Annotated in this window: 17 protein-coding genes and 1 pseudogene; 8 read left to right on the top strand and 10 right to left on the bottom strand. The window is 70.4% G+C overall.

All coding sequences use genetic code 11. The annotated features are described in order from the left end of the window. Window positions 1-101 precede the first annotated feature (101 nt). Both IEZ15_RS01760 and sigE read right to left on the bottom strand, forming a co-directional pair. Entirely contained in the window at window positions 102-1,112 is a 1,011-nt protein-coding gene (locus IEZ15_RS01760; protein WP_114246483.1) for a zf-HC2 domain-containing protein, read from the bottom strand. Beyond that, window positions 1,109-1,870, bottom strand: coding sequence for an RNA polymerase sigma factor SigE (gene sigE, locus IEZ15_RS01765; RefSeq protein ID WP_229845706.1), 762 nt, complete (start codon window positions 1,868-1,870; stop codon window positions 1,109-1,111). The genes IEZ15_RS01760 and sigE overlap by 4 nt, the downstream gene beginning before the upstream one ends. A gap of 182 nt (window positions 1,871-2,052) precedes the next feature. Between sigE and IEZ15_RS01770 the strand changes: the two genes are divergently transcribed. Next, window positions 2,053-2,718, top strand: a complete 666-nt coding sequence (locus tag IEZ15_RS01770) for an O-methyltransferase (RefSeq protein WP_114246482.1) — start codon at window positions 2,053-2,055, stop codon at window positions 2,716-2,718. 175 nt (window positions 2,719-2,893) lie between these two features. Here the strand turns inward: IEZ15_RS01770 and IEZ15_RS01775 are convergent, their stop codons facing one another. Further along, a complete protein-coding gene (locus tag IEZ15_RS01775) occupies window positions 2,894-3,061 on the bottom strand; it encodes a DUF3117 domain-containing protein (protein WP_003966491.1) in 168 nt (55 codons plus the stop codon). Window positions 3,062-3,374: 313 nt separating this feature from the next. On the opposite strand from IEZ15_RS01775, the gene chcB reads away from it, so the two are divergent. Beyond that, window positions 3,375-4,187: a 2-cyclohexenylcarbonyl CoA isomerase gene (chcB, locus tag IEZ15_RS01780; RefSeq protein ID WP_189273584.1), complete on the top strand. Its 813-nt coding sequence runs from the start codon at window positions 3,375-3,377 to the stop codon at window positions 4,185-4,187. Between the two features lie 14 nt (window positions 4,188-4,201). Here the strand turns inward: chcB and IEZ15_RS01785 are convergent, their stop codons facing one another. Further along, window positions 4,202-4,789, bottom strand: coding sequence for a DNA-3-methyladenine glycosylase I (locus IEZ15_RS01785; RefSeq protein WP_189273585.1), 588 nt, complete (start codon window positions 4,787-4,789; stop codon window positions 4,202-4,204). After that, window positions 4,786-5,253 (bottom strand): hypothetical protein, encoded by a 468-nt coding sequence (locus IEZ15_RS01790; RefSeq protein ID WP_229845682.1) that lies wholly within the window; start codon window positions 5,251-5,253, stop codon window positions 4,786-4,788. The genes IEZ15_RS01785 and IEZ15_RS01790 overlap by 4 nt, the downstream gene beginning before the upstream one ends. A 104-nt stretch (window positions 5,254-5,357) precedes the next feature. On the opposite strand from IEZ15_RS01790, the gene folP reads away from it, so the two are divergent. Further along, window positions 5,358-6,230 carry a dihydropteroate synthase gene (folP, locus tag IEZ15_RS01795; protein ID WP_114246480.1) on the top strand — a complete coding sequence of 291 codons (873 nt, stop codon included), beginning with the start codon at window positions 5,358-5,360 and terminating at the stop codon, window positions 6,228-6,230. Between the two features lie 130 nt (window positions 6,231-6,360). On the opposite strand, the gene IEZ15_RS01800 is transcribed toward folP, so the two are convergent. Next, window positions 6,361-7,110: an LOG family protein gene (locus tag IEZ15_RS01800; RefSeq protein ID WP_114246479.1), complete on the bottom strand. Its 750-nt coding sequence runs from the start codon at window positions 7,108-7,110 to the stop codon at window positions 6,361-6,363. 87 nt (window positions 7,111-7,197) lie between these two features. Continuing rightward, window positions 7,198-8,277 (bottom strand): succinyl-diaminopimelate desuccinylase, encoded by a 1,080-nt coding sequence (dapE, locus tag IEZ15_RS01805; RefSeq protein ID WP_114246478.1) that lies wholly within the window; start codon window positions 8,275-8,277, stop codon window positions 7,198-7,200. 61 nt (window positions 8,278-8,338) lie between these two features. On the opposite strand from dapE, the gene IEZ15_RS01810 reads away from it, so the two are divergent. After that, window positions 8,339-9,286, top strand: coding sequence for a VldE C-terminal domain-containing protein (locus tag IEZ15_RS01810; RefSeq protein WP_189273952.1), 948 nt, complete (start codon window positions 8,339-8,341; stop codon window positions 9,284-9,286). A gap of 288 nt (window positions 9,287-9,574) precedes the next feature. Further along, on the top strand, window positions 9,575-9,958 hold the full coding sequence (locus tag IEZ15_RS01815) for an ATP-binding protein (protein WP_189273586.1): 384 nt from the start codon (window positions 9,575-9,577) through the stop codon (window positions 9,956-9,958). Window positions 9,959-10,033: 75 nt separating this feature from the next. Here the strand turns inward: IEZ15_RS01815 and IEZ15_RS01820 are convergent, their stop codons facing one another. Further along, complete coding sequence (locus tag IEZ15_RS01820) at window positions 10,034-11,131, bottom strand: bifunctional succinyldiaminopimelate transaminase/glutamate-prephenate aminotransferase (protein WP_189273587.1); 1,098 nt, start codon at window positions 11,129-11,131, stop codon at window positions 10,034-10,036. Window positions 11,132-11,255: 124 nt separating this feature from the next. After that, window positions 11,256-11,576: a ferredoxin gene (fdxA, locus tag IEZ15_RS01825; RefSeq protein WP_018956287.1), complete on the bottom strand. Its 321-nt coding sequence runs from the start codon at window positions 11,574-11,576 to the stop codon at window positions 11,256-11,258. 117 nt (window positions 11,577-11,693) lie between these two features. Here fdxA and IEZ15_RS01830 point away from each other — a divergent pair, with 117 nt between their 5' ends. Both IEZ15_RS01830 and IEZ15_RS01835 read left to right on the top strand, forming a co-directional pair. Further along, window positions 11,694-12,695, top strand: coding sequence for a GNAT family N-acetyltransferase (locus tag IEZ15_RS01830; RefSeq protein ID WP_189273588.1), 1,002 nt, complete (start codon window positions 11,694-11,696; stop codon window positions 12,693-12,695). A gap of 18 nt (window positions 12,696-12,713) precedes the next feature. Then, complete coding sequence (locus tag IEZ15_RS01835) at window positions 12,714-13,571, top strand: transglutaminase family protein (RefSeq protein ID WP_189273590.1); 858 nt, start codon at window positions 12,714-12,716, stop codon at window positions 13,569-13,571. 562 nt (window positions 13,572-14,133) lie between these two features. Here the strand turns inward: IEZ15_RS01835 and IEZ15_RS01840 are convergent. After that, window positions 14,134-16,149 carry an elongation factor G gene (locus tag IEZ15_RS01840; protein ID WP_189273592.1) on the bottom strand — a complete coding sequence of 672 codons (2,016 nt, stop codon included), beginning with the start codon at window positions 16,147-16,149 and terminating at the stop codon, window positions 14,134-14,136. Between the two features lie 664 nt (window positions 16,150-16,813). On the opposite strand from IEZ15_RS01840, the pseudogene IEZ15_RS44320 reads away from it, so the two are divergent. Further along, window positions 16,814-17,134: pseudogene (locus tag IEZ15_RS44320) on the top strand (hypothetical protein); the annotation flags it as partial.

Genomic DNA, 17,134 nt, shown 5'->3' on the forward strand with positions numbered 1-17,134 from the left:
GCAACTGCCGCGTCTGGCCTCTGCACGCCCCGGCAGGGGCGTCCGTCCCGGAATTCCTCCCGGAATTCAACCAGGTTTGCGAATGTCTGCGCAGACCCCGGTCAGCGCCGGGAGGAAAGCGGCAGATCGCGATCGGCGGGGGTGGGGAGGGCCGAGGCCGACGGCGGCGTCCAGGACGGCGGCGCGGAGGGCTCCGGGGGCTGTGAGGCCGGTCGTCCGAACACCTGGGCGAAGAGCGGGGTGGTGCCGGTCGGGCGTATCAGCGGTGGCGCGGACACATTGGTCAGAACCTGAACGGCGAAGGTGTTCTCCACGAGACTTCCCGTGGAGAGCAGCGCGGGAGCGGTGGAAGGCACCGCTGGTGTGGCCTCCGGCAGGGGCGGTGGGGCAGCGGCCGTGGTCGAGCGGTCGCCCGCCTCCGTAGCGGCAAGGGTGCCCTGGCTGCCACCGCCGCGGCGGCTCACCGAACTGCCGCTCTCACTGCGGGACGCGGTGTCGAGCGGGTTCACCGTGTTTCCGGCGCCCGCGGCCCGGGCCGGGGAGCTGGGGCCCGCCCCCGTAGGCAGGGCACCGCCCAGGGCGATGGCCGCCAGCGATACGGCGCTGGCCGCTGCGAAGGCGAACCTCCGGCCGCGCCACGGCGAGCGGTCTCCCTCACGGCCGACCTCATGGATCCGGAACCCCGAGCGGGAGGAGCCACCCGGAAGTACGGCGGTCGAGCCGTGCGGGGCCGGGAGGAAGCCAAAACTCCCCAGTGGCGAATTCCCCGGCGAATCCGTGCGGCTGCCGGACGGCTGAATCACGGGAAAGTGCCCGTCGGCGAAACGCCCGGAGCCGCCGAATGGTTTCCCCCGGTCGTCGTCGTCACCCCCCGGTCCCCCGGGAAGCCCCTGCAGCCGGGCGAGGAACCCCTCGGACGGCGAAGGCGGGGCCGACTGCGCGAAGACACTCTTCAGGCGCCGCTGGGCGGCAGCCTCGGCCTTGCACTTGGCGCAGGTCGCGAGGTGGGCGAGCACCCGCTCTCGGGCGTCGTGTTTCAGCTCACCGTCGACAAGCGCGGCGAGCCGGTCCCCCAGGTGTTGTTCCGCGGGGGTCGGAACTGTGCCACTCACGCCGTTCCGCCCTCCCCTGCCAGGATCGCGCCCGCCAGCGAGCGCTGCTCGGCACGGGCCTCGGGCGAACGGTGCTGCAGCGCCTTGCGCAGATGCGAGCGACCGCGGTGGATACGGCTGCGCACCGTACCGAGCTTCACGCCCAGCGTCGCGGCGATCTCCTCATACGAGAGGCCCTCGATGTCACAGAGCACGACAGCGGCACGGAATTCGGGCGCAAGGGTGTCCAGCGCCTGCTGCACATCCGCGTCGAAGTGGGTGTCGTTGAAGACCTGCTGCGGGGACGGTTCACGGCTCGGCAGCCGCTCGGCGGCGTCGTCGCCGAGGGAGTCGAAGCGGATCCGCTGCTTACGACGGACCATGTCCAGGAACAGGTTGGTCGTAATGCGGTGCAGCCAGCCCTCGAAGGTGCCCGGCGTATAGGTCGACAGCGACCGGAACACGCGCACGAAGACCTCCTGTGTGAGGTCCTCCGCATCGTGCTGGTTGCCCGTCAGCCGGTAGGCAAGGCGATAGACACGGCCGCTGTGCGTGCTGACGATCTCTTCCCATGAGGGCGGCGTCCACGCCTGGGAGTCCGCATCTGAGGCGAAGGTCGCGGTCGGTGCGGATTCGTTGGAAGAACGGTCAGCGATGTTGGTCACGGATTTCGGCTCACCCGCCGACCTGAGGAAGCGCCGCAGCACTCCTCTCCGATCCACAGGCGCAGCCGCACCTCCCCTATCGGCTCTGGTGGTGTCCAGTGGAGCCCCTACCATAGCGACCTCGCCCGTTAGCTCCGGATAAGCCTTTTTCCTGCTGGGGCCGGGGATCACCCCGGGAAACGCCGGCCCGTGTCTCCCGGACCCGATCTGCGGGCCGGTTCCACGGGCTTTCCCCTGCCCTCGCATAACGCCCGGTCCCATCTGCGGGTTCCCGGGTGCAGCGGATACAGTCACCGTTGCGCCAACTACGGGGACAGGAGAGGGTCATTACCGCCAACCGGCAGACGAGCTGGGCGTTCGCCGACGCCTTTGTCGCCGAGGACGAAGCATTGCGCTGGGCCCGGGACCGGGCTCGGGAGGCAGGGCTCCGCTCGGTGTCGCCAGGTACCGGCGCCGCGCTGCGCTTGCTCGCTGCCACGACGGACGCCAAAGCGGTGGCCGAGATCGGCACCGGGACCGGCGTGTCCGGACTCTATCTGCTGCACGGCATGCGGCCCGACGGGGTGCTGACCACGGTCGACCCGGAGCCCGAGCGCCAGCAGTTCGCCCGTGCGGCGTTCCGGGCAGCGGGGTTCGCCGCCAATCGGGCCCGCTTCATTCCCGGCCGCGCCCTGGACGTACTGCCGCGGCTCGCGGACGGCGGATACGACCTGGTGTTCTGCGACGGCGACCGGCTGGAGAGCCTGGACTGTCTCGCTGAATCGTTGCGCCTGCTGCGACCTGGTGGCCTGGTCTGCTTCGAGGGTGTCTTCGCGGACGGCCGTACGGTCGACTCGGCGGCGCAGCCCGCGGAGGTGCTGCGACTGCGGGAGCTGCTGCGTGCGGTGCGGGAGAGCCAGGAGCTGATGGCGACGTTGCTGCCGGTGGGCGACGGGTTGCTGTGCGCGGTGCGACGGGGCTGAGGGGCGCGGTGCGGCGGGGCTGAGGGGCCGGCGGGGTTCTTGCCCCGTGTCCCCGTACCTGGAGCAGCCGGGTTTACTCAATCGCCGGACGGGCTTGATTCCGTTGAGTGTGAACGCATCACTGCCCCGGCACGGACACCGTGCCGGGGCAGTGATGAAGTGTGGGCGCCTCTGCTCAGCCGACGACCTTCTTGAGGGCATCGCCGAGTGCATCGGCCTCATCCGGAGTCAGCTCCACAACAAGCCGACCGCCGCCTTCGAGCGGAACGCGCATGACGATGCCCCGCCCCTCCTTTGTCACCTCGAGCGGGCCGTCGCCCGTCCGCGGCTTCATGGCCGCCATGCTCGTTCCCCTTCCTGAAACCAGCTCATCACAACCGGCGGCCCCATGACAGGCGCTGTGTCACCGGCATCGAACACATTGCTTCCAGGCCATTATCCCGCATCACAGACCCCAATGACCAACATCGGTCGGCATCGCTTGCGCAACGCGCTCTCTCAAAACCACCCAATTCGGCGATCCAGCTGCGATACTCCGTCCCCTTCACCGCTCCATCGGGGCGCAATTGTTAGACGCAGGTCACATGTTCGCTCCCGCCCGAGTCGGCCATGCTTGCCTGGACAGGCATTGCCCGAGGTGCAGAAGGGACAGCGAAATGGCCGACCAGATGGCGGACAGCGTGCTCTACGAAGTGAGCGACGGACTCGCGACGATCACGATCAACCGTCCCGGCGCGATGAACGCCATGAACACCGCGGCCAAGGTGGCGCTCCGTGACGCGCTGAAGTCCGCGGCGGCCGACACGGCCGTACGGGCCGTTCTGCTCACCGCGACCGGGCGCGCCTTCTGCGTCGGCCAGGATCTGAAGGAACACGTCGGCAAGCTCGACGAGGCCCGTGAGTCCGGCAGCGGCAACGCGCTGAGCACCGTGCGGGAACACTACAACCCGATCGTGCGGGCCATCACCGAGATGCCCAAGCCGGTCGTCGCCGGGGTCAACGGTGTCGCCGCCGGTGCCGGTTTCGGGTTCGCGCTCGCCTGCGACTACCGGGTGGTCGCCGACACCGCCTCGTTCAACACCTCGTTCGCCGGGGTCGCCCTCACCGCCGACTCGGGCGTCTCCTGGACGCTGCCCCGCCTGATCGGGCAGAGCCGCGCCGCCGACCTGCTGCTCTTCCCGCGTTCGATCTCCGCGCAGGACGCCCATGAGCTGGGCATCGTGAACAAGCTGGTGCCCGCCGCCGACGTGGCTGCGGAGGCCGCCGCCGTGGCCCGCACCCTGGCGTCCGGTCCCACGGTGGCGTACGCGGCGCTGAAGGAGTCCCTGGCCTACGGTGCCGGTCACACGCTGAGCGAGGCGCTGGAGAAGGAGGACGAGCTCCAGACAAAGGCGGGCGCGTCCGAGGACCACTCGATCGCGGTGCAGGCGTTCCTCAACAAGGAGAAGCCGAAGTACCTCGGCCGGTAGCCGCCGGGGCGGGTCTACGCCCCGGTGCCGCGCGCCACGCAGTCGGCCAGGTGGTCGTCGACCAGGCCGCAGGCCTGCATCAGGGCGTAGGCCGTCGTGGGTCCGACAAAGCGCAGACCGCGCTTCTTGAGGTCCTTGGCCAGCGCCGTGGACTCCGGGGTGACCGCGGGAACGTCGCCGACGGTGCGCGGGGCCGGGCGGCCGGCCGGGTCGGGGGCGTAGGACCAGATCAGCTCGTCCAGCTCGCCGGCGCGCCAGTCGGCCAGCACCTTGGCGTTGGCGAGGGTCGCGTCGATCTTCGCCCGGTTGCGGATGATGCCGGCGTCGGCGAGGAGGCGCTCCTTGTCGGCGTCGGTGAAATCCGCCACCGCGGGGATCTTGAACCCGGCGAAGGCGGAACGGAAGCCCTCCCGTCGGCGCAGGATCGTCAGCCAGGAAAGGCCGGACTGGAAGGCCTCCAGGCAGAGCCGTTCGAAGAGGGCGTCGTCGCCGTGGACGGGGCGGCCCCATTCGGTGTCGTGGTACGTGAGGTAGTCCTCGGTGGAGAGCCCCCACGGGCAGCGCAGACCGCCGTCCGGGGCCGCTTCTGCGCCGCCGCTCATCGCTGGGGGTCCTCTCCGGGGCGCTCTGTCCGCTGCGGGTCCTGCTGGTCTTCCTGTCGGGGCGCCTCCCACGGCGCTCTCGGACGGTCCTGCGGCCGCTCCCGCGTCAGCTGCGGCCGGTCCTGCGGCCGCTTGAGGAGATCGGGGCCACCGACCGCGGTCGCCTGCGCGCCGGCCAGCGCCGACTGCAGTTCCGCGATCCGCGCGTCCCGCTCGGCGAGCTCGGCGCCGAGCCGGCCGAGTGCCTCGTCGACATCCGTCATGCGGTAGCCGCGTACGGCCACCGGCAGCCGCAGCGCCTCGACATCCGCTCGGCCGACCGGACGCGTCGTGGGCAGCGGGTCGGTCAGCTGCTCGGGCGCCACGTCCTGCAGGACGGCGCTCCTCCCTCCGCCGACCACCGCGAGGGTGACCGCGGCCACGACCACCACCATCGCCAGCAGCAAGAACCAGAACACGCGCATCTCCCCGGGAGCGGAAACCTGTCCGGGTCCGATCGTGCCATGCGGCGGTGACAGTTAGGGTCGCAGGCGACCCACCGGGCGATCTACCAGAGGAGAGACACGGGATGCGAAGCGGTGCGCTCAGGCTGGGGCGGCGTGAATTCGGTGCGCACGAGCCGGTGATCATGGCGATCGTGAACCGCACCCCGGACTCCTTCTACGACCAGGGCGCGACATTCCGGGACGAGCCGGCGCTGGCCCGGGTCGAGCAGGCGATCGCGGACGGCGCGGCGATCGTCGACATCGGGGGTGTGAAGGCGGGCCCCGGTGAAGAGGTGAGCGCCGAGGAAGAGGCCCGTCGCACGGTGGGGTTCGTCGCCGAGGTGCGGCGCCGCCACCCGGATGTGGTGATCAGCGTCGACACCTGGCGCCACGATGTCGGCGAGGCGGTCTGCGAGGCCGGTGCGGATGTACTGAACGACGCGTGGGGCGGCGTCGACCCGAAGCTCGCAGAGGTCGCCGCGCGGTACGGCGCCGGTCTGGTGTGTACGCACGCGGGCGGCGCCGAGCCGCGGACCCGGCCGCACCGGATCGCGTACGACGACGTGATGGCGGACATCCTGCGGGTGACGCTGGGGCTGGCCGAGCGGGCGGTCGGACTCGGGGTGCGGCCGGACGGGATCATGATCGACCCCGGTCATGACTTCGGGAAGAACACCCGGCATTCGCTGGAGGCGACGCGTCGGCTCGGCGAGATGGCGGAGACCGGCTGGCCGGTCCTCGTATCGCTGTCCAACAAGGACTTCGTCGGGGAGACGCTCGACCGGCCGGTGAAGGAACGGGTGATCGGGACGCTGGCGACGACGGCCGTGTCCGCGTGGCTGGGGGCGCAGGTGTACCGGGTGCACGAGGTGGCGGAGACGCGGCAGGTGCTGGACATGGTGGCGTCCATCGCGGGGCACCGGGAGCCTGCCGTGGCGCGGAGGGGGCTGGCGTAGCCGGAGCGCGAGGTGGCGGGGAGGGCGGGGCGCCCAGGGGCGGGCCCTGTCCCCTGCCCCCCTGCCCGCCCCTTCCCGGAACCGGGGCTCTGTCCCGGTCCCCGCCCCTCGATCGCCGAAGGGGACCGATCTACCGGCCGACCTCCTTCGTCACGAGGTCGACCGCCTCGTCCACGTCGTCCGTGACGTGGAACAGCAGCAGGTCGTGCTCGGACGCCTTGCCCTGCGCCACCACCGTGTCCCGCAGCCAGTCCACGAGCCCGCTCCAGTACGCGGTGCCGAACAGCACGATCGGGAAGCGGGTGACCTTGCCCGTCTGGACGAGGGTGAGGGCCTCGAAGAGCTCGTCCAGGGTGCCGAGTCCGCCGGGCAGAACGACGAATCCCTGGGCATACTTCACGAACATCGTTTTTCGGACGAAGAAGTAGCGGAAGTTCACGCCGATATCGACGTGCGGGTTGAGGCCGGACTCGAAGGGCAGCTCGATGCCGAGGCCGACCGAGACGCCCTTCGCCTCCCGCGCCCCCTTGTTCGCCGCTTCCATGGCTCCGGGGCCGCCTCCGGTGATCACCGCGAAGCCGGCCTCGACCAGGGCCTTGCCGATCCTTACGCCCGCCTCGTAGTCCGGCCCGCCGGCCGGGGTGCGGGCCGAGCCGAAGACGCTGATGGCGCTCGGCAGCTCGGCGAGGGCTCCGAATCCTTCGACGAACTCCGACTGGATGCGCATCACCCGCCATGGGTCGGTGTGCACCCACTCGGAGTCGCCCTCGGTGTCCAGCAGCCGCTGATCGGTGGTGCCGGGCTGTACCTGGTCCCTGCGGCGCAGTACCGGGCCCTGCCGCTGTTCCTCGGGGACGTGCGCTCCCTCGGGGTTGCCCATGACCTGCTCCCTCCGACGACGATCGATGACCATCTGTGTCAGGTCAGGGTAATTCGACGGAGGTTACGGACAGGGGAATGCCGTGGGTCAGCTGGTGAGCCAGGAGCGGAGCCGCTCCTCGCAGTGGGTGATCCGGTCGACCGCCACGTGCTCGTTGCGCTTGTGCGCGAGGAGCGGATCACCGGGTCCGTAGTTCACCGCGGGGACGCCGAGGGAGCTGAAGCGGGAGACGTCGGTCCAGCCGAACTTGGGGTGGGCGGTGCCGCCGACCGCCGCCATGAACGCCTTGGCAGCCGGGTGGGAGAGGCCGGGCATGGCCGCCCCCGAGTGGTCGTCGACGGTGAATTCGACGACGCCGCAGTCCGCGAAGACCTCGTGGACGTGGGCCAGGGCCTCCTCGGCGGTGCGGTCGGGGGCGTACCGGTAATTGACGACGACGGTGCACGCGTCCGGGATGACGTTGTTGGCGACGCCCCCCTCGATCCGTACGGCGTTGAGGCCCTCGTGGTATTCGAGACCGTCGATGACCGGGCGGCGCGGTTCGTACGCGGCGAGGCGGGCCAGGACCGGGGCAGCTGCGTGGATGGCGTTGGACCCCATCCAGCTGCGGGCGGAGTGGGCCCGCTCCCCCTCGGTGCGGAGGAAGACCCGCAGCGTGCCCTGGCAGCCGCCCTCGACCTGGCCGTCGGTGCCCTCCAGGAGGACCGCGAAGTCCCCGGCGAGCCACTCGGGGTGGGCGTCGGCCACGTGGCCGAGCCCGTTGAGGTGCGCGGCAACCTCTTCGTTGTCGTAGAACACGAACGTGAGGTCGCGGTTGGGCTCGGGCACGGTCGCGGCGATCCTCAGCTGGACGGCGACGCCAGACTTCATGTCGGAGGTGCCGCAGCCCCACAGCACACCGTCCTCGTCGAGCCGGGACGGCACATTGTCGGCGATCGGCACGGTGTCGATGTGTCCGGCGAGCACGACCCGCTCGGCACGGCCCAGGTTCGTCCGGGCCACGACGTTGTTGCCGTGCCGGTCGACGGTCAGATGCGGGAGGGTGCGCAGCGCCGACTCGATCACGTCGGCGAGCTCCTCCTCCTGACCGCTGACCGACGGGAAGTCGACGAGCCGGGCAGTGAGCGCCGGGCCGTCCAGGGTGAGGTCAAGCGTGCTTTCGGACATGGAACCGACCCTAAAGGACTGGGCCCTCGGCCTCGGCCGGGCACTCCAGTACGGTGGCTCCGTGCCCCGGACCGCCTCCTCTGCCCGCCGACACACCGGCCGCAGCCGCCTCTCCCGCATCGCGGCTGCATTTGTCGTGCTCGCCGCACTGGGCGGCTATCTGACCGTGCAGTACATATCCGGCAGCAAGGTCACCGAAGGGTGCACCGTGGAGTCCGCCGACGGTTCGGCCGGCCAGGGCCGTACGTACCGGATGAGCCCGGAGCAGGCTTCGAACGCCGCGACGATCTCCGCAGTCGGCACCTCGCGCGGGATGCCGGAACGAGCGGTGACGATCGCGCTGGCGACCGCGTTGCAGGAGTCCGGGCTGCGCAACATCGAGCACGGGGACCGGGACTCGCTGGGGCTGTTCCAGCAGCGCCCTTCGCAGGGCTGGGGCACCGAGAAGCAGATCCTGGACCCGGTCTACTCCGCGGGGGAGTTCTACCGGCATCTGGCCGAGGTCCCCGGTTATTCACGGCTGCCGCTGACGGTTGCCGCGCAGCGGGTCCAGCGCAGCGGTTTCCCGCAGGCGTACGCGAAGCACGAGCCGGATGCGGCGTTGCTGGCGGCCGCGCTGACCGGCCGTACGCCCGCCACGCTGAACTGCACGCCGCCGCGGACGACGGCCGCGACGGCCGATGCGGCGAAGGTGCGGGCGGAACTGGTCCGCGCCTTCGGCAAGGATGTGCTGCCCGCGAGGAAGCCGTCGCCGGAGGACGGGAAGGCCGCAGCCGGCGCGTCGGCGACGAGCACGGTCTCGGTGCCGGTGCGGGCGGCCCGCGCCTCCGGGGACGACGACTCGGCACGGCGCGGCTGGGAGCTCGCGCACTGGGCGGTCGCGCAGTCCGAAGCGCTCCGCCTGGACGAAATCACGTACGCGGGCCGGGTATGGAAGGCCGGGTCGGGCTGGCGGACGGAGCGTACGGAATCGGGCACCACCGAAGTCCGTATGCGACTCGCGCACTAGTACGGATGGCCACCCGAAGGTGTTATCCGGCCACTACAAAACGACCCCCGGCGCGACATGCCTCCGCAGCCTCTCCTCGATTCCTCACTTCCCGTGCGAACAAAGGGAAGTGACGGTTCATCGAGCCATCCGGGAATGCGGCCTCTGCCCGGGTTCCTCCGCTGTGGATCATGTGACGCATTACCGACTCTTTGCCTCGGCCCACCGCAACCTCCCCCGCCCTTACGACGGTTGTCATTGCGTCCGGTCAACGGACAGACAGATTCCTCATCCCGTCGAAGGAGCATCATGTCCCTCCCCCTGACCCGCCGGATCGCCCGCGCCGCGCTGCTGATCGCCGCAGGTGCAGCCCCCGTGGTCGGTGCGGCCGGTGCCGCAGGTGCCGCGGAGCTCCCGCAGGCCCCGGAGCTCGGCGGTCTGACCACCGTCGACGGCGCCGGCCTCGGCAAGACGGTCGACGGCGCGTCCCAGCAGGGCACCAAGGCGGCGGGCGAGACCGGCGGCAAGATCGTCGGGACGACCCTCCCGGCCGCGAGCAAGACCGTCGGCAAGGCCGCCCCCACTGTGCAGAACGCCGCCGGCGGTGCCGCGGGCAGCGCGGGCGAGGTCCTCGGCGGCGCCGGTGCCGCGCCCCACGGCGGCCTGCCCGTCCAGGGCCTGCCGATCGGCTGACCCGATCCGTCGGCACATCACACGCGAGGGGCCTCGGGAGTGCGCACTCCCGAGGCCCCTCGCGTGTACCTCCCGCTATCGGGCCAGCCGCTTGACCGCGGCGGCCACCCGCTCGTCCGTCGCCGTGAACGCGACGCGTACGAAGCGGTCACCGGCCGTCCCGTAGAAGTCGCCCGGTGCCACCAGAATGCCGAGCTCCGCCAGGTACGCCACGGTCTCCCAGCACGGCTCGTCGCGCGTCGCCCACAGGTAGAGGCTCGCCTCGCTGTGCTCGATCCGGAAGCCATGGGCCTCCAGCGCCCTGCGCAGGGCCGCGCGCCGGTCTGCGTACCGGGTCCGCTGCTCGGCGACGTGCGCGTCGTCGCCGAGCGCCGCGACGGTCGCCGCCTGGACGGGGGCCGGCGTCATCATTCCGCTGTGCTTGCGGATCAGCAGCAGCTCGCCGAGCACGGCCGCGTCGCCCGCGATGAAGGCCGCGCGGTATCCGGCCAGGTTGGAGCGCTTGGAGAGCGAGTGGACGGCGACGATGCCCTCGTACGTACCGCCGCAGACGTCCGGATGCAATACGGAGACGGGCTCGGCCTCCCAGCCCAGCTCCAGGTAGCACTCGTCGCTGAAGACCAGCACGTCGTGCTCGCGCGCCCAGGCGACGATCCTGATCAGTTCGTCCTTGGACAGGACGCGACCGGTCGGGTTGGACGGCGAGTTGAGCCAGAGCAGCTTCAGGCCGGCCGGGTCCAGCTCCGTCGGATCGTCGTAGACGACGGGCTCGGCGCCGCAGAGGCGGGCGCCCACCTCGTACGTCGGGTAGGCGAGGCGCGGGTACGCCACCTTGTCGCCCGCGCCGAGACCGAGCTGCGTCGGCAGCCAGGCCACCAGCTCCTTGGACCCGACGACCGGCAGGACGTTCTCGTGCGCCACCCCGGCCGCGCCGAGCCGCCGCTCCACCCAGCCGGTGATCGCGTCACGCAGCTCGGCGGTCCCCCACACCGTCGGATAGCCGGGGCTGTCCGCGGCGGCGACGAGCGCCCGCTGGATCAGCTCGGGCACCGGGTCGACGGGCGTGCCGACGGACAGGTCCACGATGCCGTCCGGGTGGACGGCGGCCGTCGACTTGTAGGGCGCGAGCTTGTCCCAGGGGAAGACCGGGAGGCGGGAGGAGACTGCGGACACGGATCTCTGCTTTCTCGTACGGGGGTTCCGAGGGTTGCTCGGGGCGCTCGGGCGTGGAAACGCCTCGGTCCCGCACGGTGACGAGCCGTACGGGACCGGGGCGACACACGTGCCGGCCGCTGTACTACTGGTTCTGCGGCGGCAGCGCAGCGATGAACGCGTGGTCGCGTTCGATCAGGCCCAGCTTGGAGGCGCCACCGGGCGACCCGAGGTCGTCGAAGAACTCGACGTTCGCCTTGTAGTAGTCCTTCCACTCCTCCGGGGTGTCGTCCTCGTAGAAGATCGCCTCGACCGGGCACACCGGTTCACAGGCTCCACAGTCGACGCATTCGTCCGGGTGGATGTACAAGGACCGCTGGCCCTCGTAGATGCAGTCGACGGGGCACTCTTCGATGCAGGCCTTGTCCTTTACGTCGACACAAGGCTGCGCGATGACGTAGGTCACGCTGTCGTTCCTCCTCGGTAGGGCGTTGGCTCTCGCGCGGGAGCGCGGCGTCGTCGATGCCCGCCCCTAGTATCTCCGTTCCCGGGCACGAACCGAACAGGAGGGGCGGACAGAGCTGTGGAATTCACCATCGGCGGACAACTCGAAGTCCGAATTACACCGGCTGACGTGGGCAAACGGGTATCAGTCCGGCGTACGACCGAGCGCGGCTCGCAGGGGCCGAAGTTCACCGACACGGTCGGTGTTCTCACATCCTGGGACAGCGGTGTGCTGTCGGTCACAACGAAGAGCGGAGACGTTGTCCGTATCGCCGAATCGACGCTGGTTGCGGGCAAGGTCGTGCCCGCCGCCCCGGCCCGGCGGCGTGGCCCGGCGGCCTCCTTCGACGAGCTCGCGCCCGTCTGCGCCCGCGCCTGGCAGCCGGTGGAGAGCGAGCCGCTGGGCGACTGGCGGCTGCGCGCCGCGCAGGGGTTCACCCGGCGCGCCAACTCCGTGCTGCCGCTCGGCGACCCGGGTGTACCGCTCGACGAGGCGCTCGGGCGCGTACGGCAGTGGTACGGAGAGCGGGACCTGCCCGCGTACATCCAGACCGCGACCGGCGCCGAGGGCACCCAGGAACAGCTCTGCGCGGAGCTGGAGCAGCGCGGATGGCGGCGCGAGGTGACAGCGGAGGTACGGATCGCCGCGCTGGCGCCGATCGGTGATCTGGACGCGGATGTGTCGCAGGTGCGGCTGAGCCGGGACCTCGACGAGGGGTGGCTCTCTCGCTATCAGCGCTTCGACACCCCGGGGCCGCACGTCCTGAAGGTGCTGCGCGGTGGTCCCTCGGTGTGGTTCGCCTCGGTGCCCGGTGACACCGAGGGCGCACCGCCCGCGGCTATCGGGCGGTGCGTGGTGGACGGGCGGTGGGCCGGCTTCATGGCTGTCGAGGTCGGTCCCGAGTACCGGCGCCGCGGGCTCGCCACCGCCGTGATGACCGCGCTCGCCCGCAAGGCCCTGGACGAGGGCGCGTCGGCGGCGTGGCTCCAGGTGGAGACGGACAACGAGGGGGCGCGGGCGCTGTACGAGCGCATGGGGTTCGCGGTCCACCACCGGTATCACCACTTCCGGTCGGCGTGACGGAGGCGGACGAGCCCGATGAATCCTCACCACCCCGAGCAGCCCGAGCGCCCCGGCCCGGACGAGCTGCGCCGGCAGTTCGCCGAGGAGGCGCGCGCCGAGCGGCCGGACCTCGCGCTGCTCTGCCTGCTGCTGGGCGCGGTGGCCGACCCGGCGCTGGACGCGAACGGGATCGACGCGGCGCAGATCGAACTGGACGAGCTGGCGGGCCGGCTTCCGTACGGGGTGCGGGGCGGCCGGGCCTGGGCCTCGGCCGTTGCCGAATTCCTCGGCGAACGGTGCGGCTTCGCGGGCTCGTCGGCGGACTACCAGCGGCTGGAGTCGTCGCTGCTGCACGAGGTGCTGCGCCGGCGTCGCGGGCTGCCGATCCTGCTGTCCGTGGTGTGGATCGAGGTCGCACGGCGGGCGGGCGCTCCGGTGTACGGGGTGACGCTGCCCGGTCACTTCGTCGTCGGGTTCGGAGATCCTTCGGAGCGGGTGCTGGCCGACCCGTTCGACGGCGGCCGGCCGATGACCGGGCAGGACGCGGAGCTGCTGGTGGCGGGGGCGACCGGGGAGCCGCTCGAGGAGTCGATGCTGGTGCCCGCACGGCCGCTGGAGATCGTGCTGCGAATCCTGAACAACATCAGGGCGTGGGCGGCGGCCCGTCCGGAGCGGACGGATGTGGCGCTGTGGGCGGTGGACCTGTCGCTGCTGCTGCCCTCGCATCCGGCCAGGCTGCGCTACGAGCGGGCGCAGCTGCTCGTACAGAGCGGGCAGTTTCTGCGCGGGGCGGCGGAGATGGAGGAGTACGCGGATGTGGTCGACGGGGTCGAACCCGAGGCGGCGGAGGCGATCCGGCGCCGAGCGCGGGCGGCGCGGGCGTTGCTGAACTAGCGGGGCGGGGGCACGGGGTGCGGACCGGCCGCCGCTCCGTGTCCCCGTCTCAGCTCCGTTCCGTCACAGTCGCCGCCAGTACCTCGGGCGCCGGTCCCTCGTGCACGATGCCCAGCCGTTGCTTCGCCGGTGTCAGTGCCACGTCAAGGTCGTTCAGGCCGCGCGCCGGACGCCCGAGGACGGCCGCGGGATCGGCCGGCAGCACCGCGTCGATCTCCAGGCCCAGGCCCCTTGGCCTGCCGCACGCCGAGGACCACGACCCGGCTCTCCAGGTCGGGCTCGTCGGGTGCCGCCGGTCTCCCGCAGCACACCGGTCAGCTGCTGCCCGGCGTGCTCGCGGAGGGCCTCCACGCAGGCGTGAAGCGTGCCGAGATGGTTCTGTTCGTGGCGATCTCAACTCTGGACAACGGTGCGCGGACTCCCTGCGGGCGGTGGTGGGGGCAGCCAAGGGTGCCCTACGACGAGGTGGAACGGGAGCCGTGCGGGTCCGGGTGCGTGTGTACGGGCCGGGAACGTGCCGGGGCGGCGCGTGGTGGCTGAGCCCCGGCCGGGCCGGACCCGGTCAGCGGGCATCCTCCCGTCCGGCGATCCTGCGCACCGTGTGCAGCAGGTACTCCTTGCGGTTGAGCGGATCGCGGTCGGTGCGTGGCCGGCCCGGGGGCGTACCGACGACCGCCCGGTAGCGGTCGAAGCCGGATTCCAGGACCCCTTCGCCGCGCGTCAGGGCCGGGAGCTGTTGCTGCAGTTCATGGACCCGCGCCGCCGGGATCTCTCCCTCCAGCACACAGGTCGCACCTTGCACGGTCGGTGTGCCGGGGACGGCCCGCAGATGTGCGAGTACCGGCAGGAGCGGACCCAGCAGGTCCGCGGGGAGTTCCAGACGGAAGCGGTGCATCGGCTCGTACACCGTGGTGCCGGCCTCCTTCAGTGCACTCATCAGGACCAGAGGAGTCAGATTGCGGAAGTCCCCGGCGGTGCTCGACATGCTCTTGTCGAAAACGGCATGGGAATGGCTCTGCCGGGGCCAGTAGCCGGAGTGCGTCATGGTGACGACGCAATCGGTGACCTGCCAGCCGTGGATTCCCTGCTGCAGCGTCTCCCCGACGGTCTGCTCCACCGCTCTCATCAGGGAGAACGGCATCGATCCGAGCTCCACCTCCAGCCGGTACTCGATACCGCTGCCGATCGGAGCGGGATCGATCCGAAGACCGATGGTCGCCAGGAAAGGATTCGGATCCTGGTCGCCGACCTCGTACGCCGCACCGCTGCCGTTCGGCCGTTCCAGGCAAATGGTCGTGGTCTCGCGGAAGGTGACATCGATTCCGAATTCATCGGCGAGCGTAGCCTGGATGACTTCTTTCTGCACCTCGCCGTAGAGCGAGACGGACACTTCTTTCCGGATGTCGTCCTGCCGCAGATTGATCAATGGATCCTGCTCGGCCAGTTGCGCGAGCGCGAAATGCAGCTCGCCTCTGCTCGCCGGAGCGCAGGGCACCACGACCGATTCCAGTGTCGGCGGAGCGAACCAATGGCCCGGCGCGGTCGTGTCCGATACGCCGACCGCATCTCCGACCCGAATGCCGCCGAGGCCCCGGAGCTTCGCGATCCGGCCTGCGCCGACCGCTGCTTCGCGCACGTCCGAGCCTCGGTCGAAGACACTGATCGCGGTCACTTTTCCCTCGTCGCGTCCCTCGCCCCGGCCGAACGGCAGCCGGTCACGTGTCCGTACCGTGCCCGAGAAGATCCGGACGTAGGCGATCTTCTCGCCGGCCGGCCCCCGCTCCACCTTGAAGACGGTGCCCGATACCGGCCCGTCGCCATCCCCTTCGCCCACGGGCAGCAGCTCCCTGACCCCGCTGATCAGGGCGTCCACACCCGCCCCGGTGATCGCCGAGCCGAAGAACACCGGATGCACCAGCGCCTGCCCGGTCTGCGTGGACAGCGCTTCGCGCAGCCTGCTGTACGGGAGCGGCGCCGCGTTCTCCACGTACGCGGCCAGCAGCGCGTCGTCGTGGTCGGCGAGAAGCTCGGTCAGCCGGTCCGTGAAGCGCGCATCGGCAGCGGTGTACGGCGTGCAGCGGGCGTCCCGGCCGCCCGGCCCGTCGACCGACCCCATGGCGAGCACAGCCGGGGTCAGTTTCTCGGAAATGCTCCGCAGAAGGGACTCGTCCTGTGCACCGCCGCGATCGACCTTGTTCACGAAAATGAGCGTCGGAATACGCAGGCGTTGCAGTGTCCGCATCAGAACACGGGTCTGCGCCTGTACGCCCTCCACGGCGGAGATGACCAGTACAGCACCGTCGAGCACGTTCAGCACCCGTTCCACCTCGGCGATGAAATCCGGGTGACCGGGTGTGTCGATCAGATTGACCGTGATGTCGTCGATGGCGAACGAGACGACTGCGGACTTGATCGTGATGCCGCGTTGTCGTTCCAGAGCCAGGGAATCGGTCCGGGTGCTCCCGTCGTCGACGCTGCCGATCTCGTCGATGACACCGGCGGTGTGGAGCAGCCGCTCGGTCAGGCTTGTCTTACCGGCGTCGACATGCGCCAGAATTCCCAGATTCAACGTGTGCACGAAACTCCATGTCTTCAAGATCGGTGGCAATTTCCGTCTGAATGAACATGGGAGTTCCGCGCATGATCTTCTCCTCGGTCGATCGAGTGCTGGAGGGGGAGTCCAGCAGGCGGCCGCCCCGCGTGGCAACCGATTTACCAGCCTGGCATTCACTGAGCCGGGGACAGCTGCCGGAACCCGCGTGCCCGCCTCCTGCGCTTTCATGCCCGGCAGCCGAGGACAATCAGATCGGCGCCTGCGCATCGGCGGGTCGCGTACGCCGTTATGCAAATTCAAAGTATGGCTCCGGGCGGAGTCCCGCCGGGCGCCGCACGCGCACGTCTCGTCGGACAGGGGGAGCACTTCTTCTCAACTCCAGTTCCCCAGTGGGCCGTTCAAGCCCATCGGGAGATCAATGCCGAGCCGGGCGACGGTCGGGCCGCAGCGCCGAAGCGTCGGCAAACGAGTGGACCGTCGTCGCCCAAACCTCACGTGGCGCTGCGTGCAGTCCAACGGGTGATTATTGGCTTTTCGCCACCCGAAGGGCCCACGACACGGACTCAATGCGGCATTTTGCGTTGGCGCAAAGTGACATTCGGACTGACCGTAGATCATGTCGCCACTGCGCCACCCTGAGTCGACATCCCGTCACTCTTCGCAGTCGCGACGGAAGGAATGTGTTCAGATGCGCTCTGCCCGCACACTGTTCGCTTCGGCCGCTGTCACAGCGGTCCTTGCCATTACCGGTCCCTCCGCCTACGCCATGGCCACGGCCGCGGATTCGGGACACAACAAGGGATCCTCGTCCTCGCGCAGCGAGGAGAACGGAAAGTCCGACTCTGACGAAGGTGGCCGCGGCAGCGACGAGGGTGGCCGCGGCAGCGACGAAGGCGGCCGTGGCAGCGACGACGAGGGTGGCCGCGGCAGCGACGAGGGTGGCCGCGGCAGCGACGACGAGGGTGGCCGCGGCAGCGACGAGGGCCAGTCCAGCGGTAGCGACGAGGGT

Origin of the sequence: Streptomyces atratus (genome assembly GCF_014648655.1) — a bacterium.
Taxonomy (GTDB): domain Bacteria; phylum Actinomycetota; class Actinomycetes; order Streptomycetales; family Streptomycetaceae; genus Streptomyces; species Streptomyces atratus.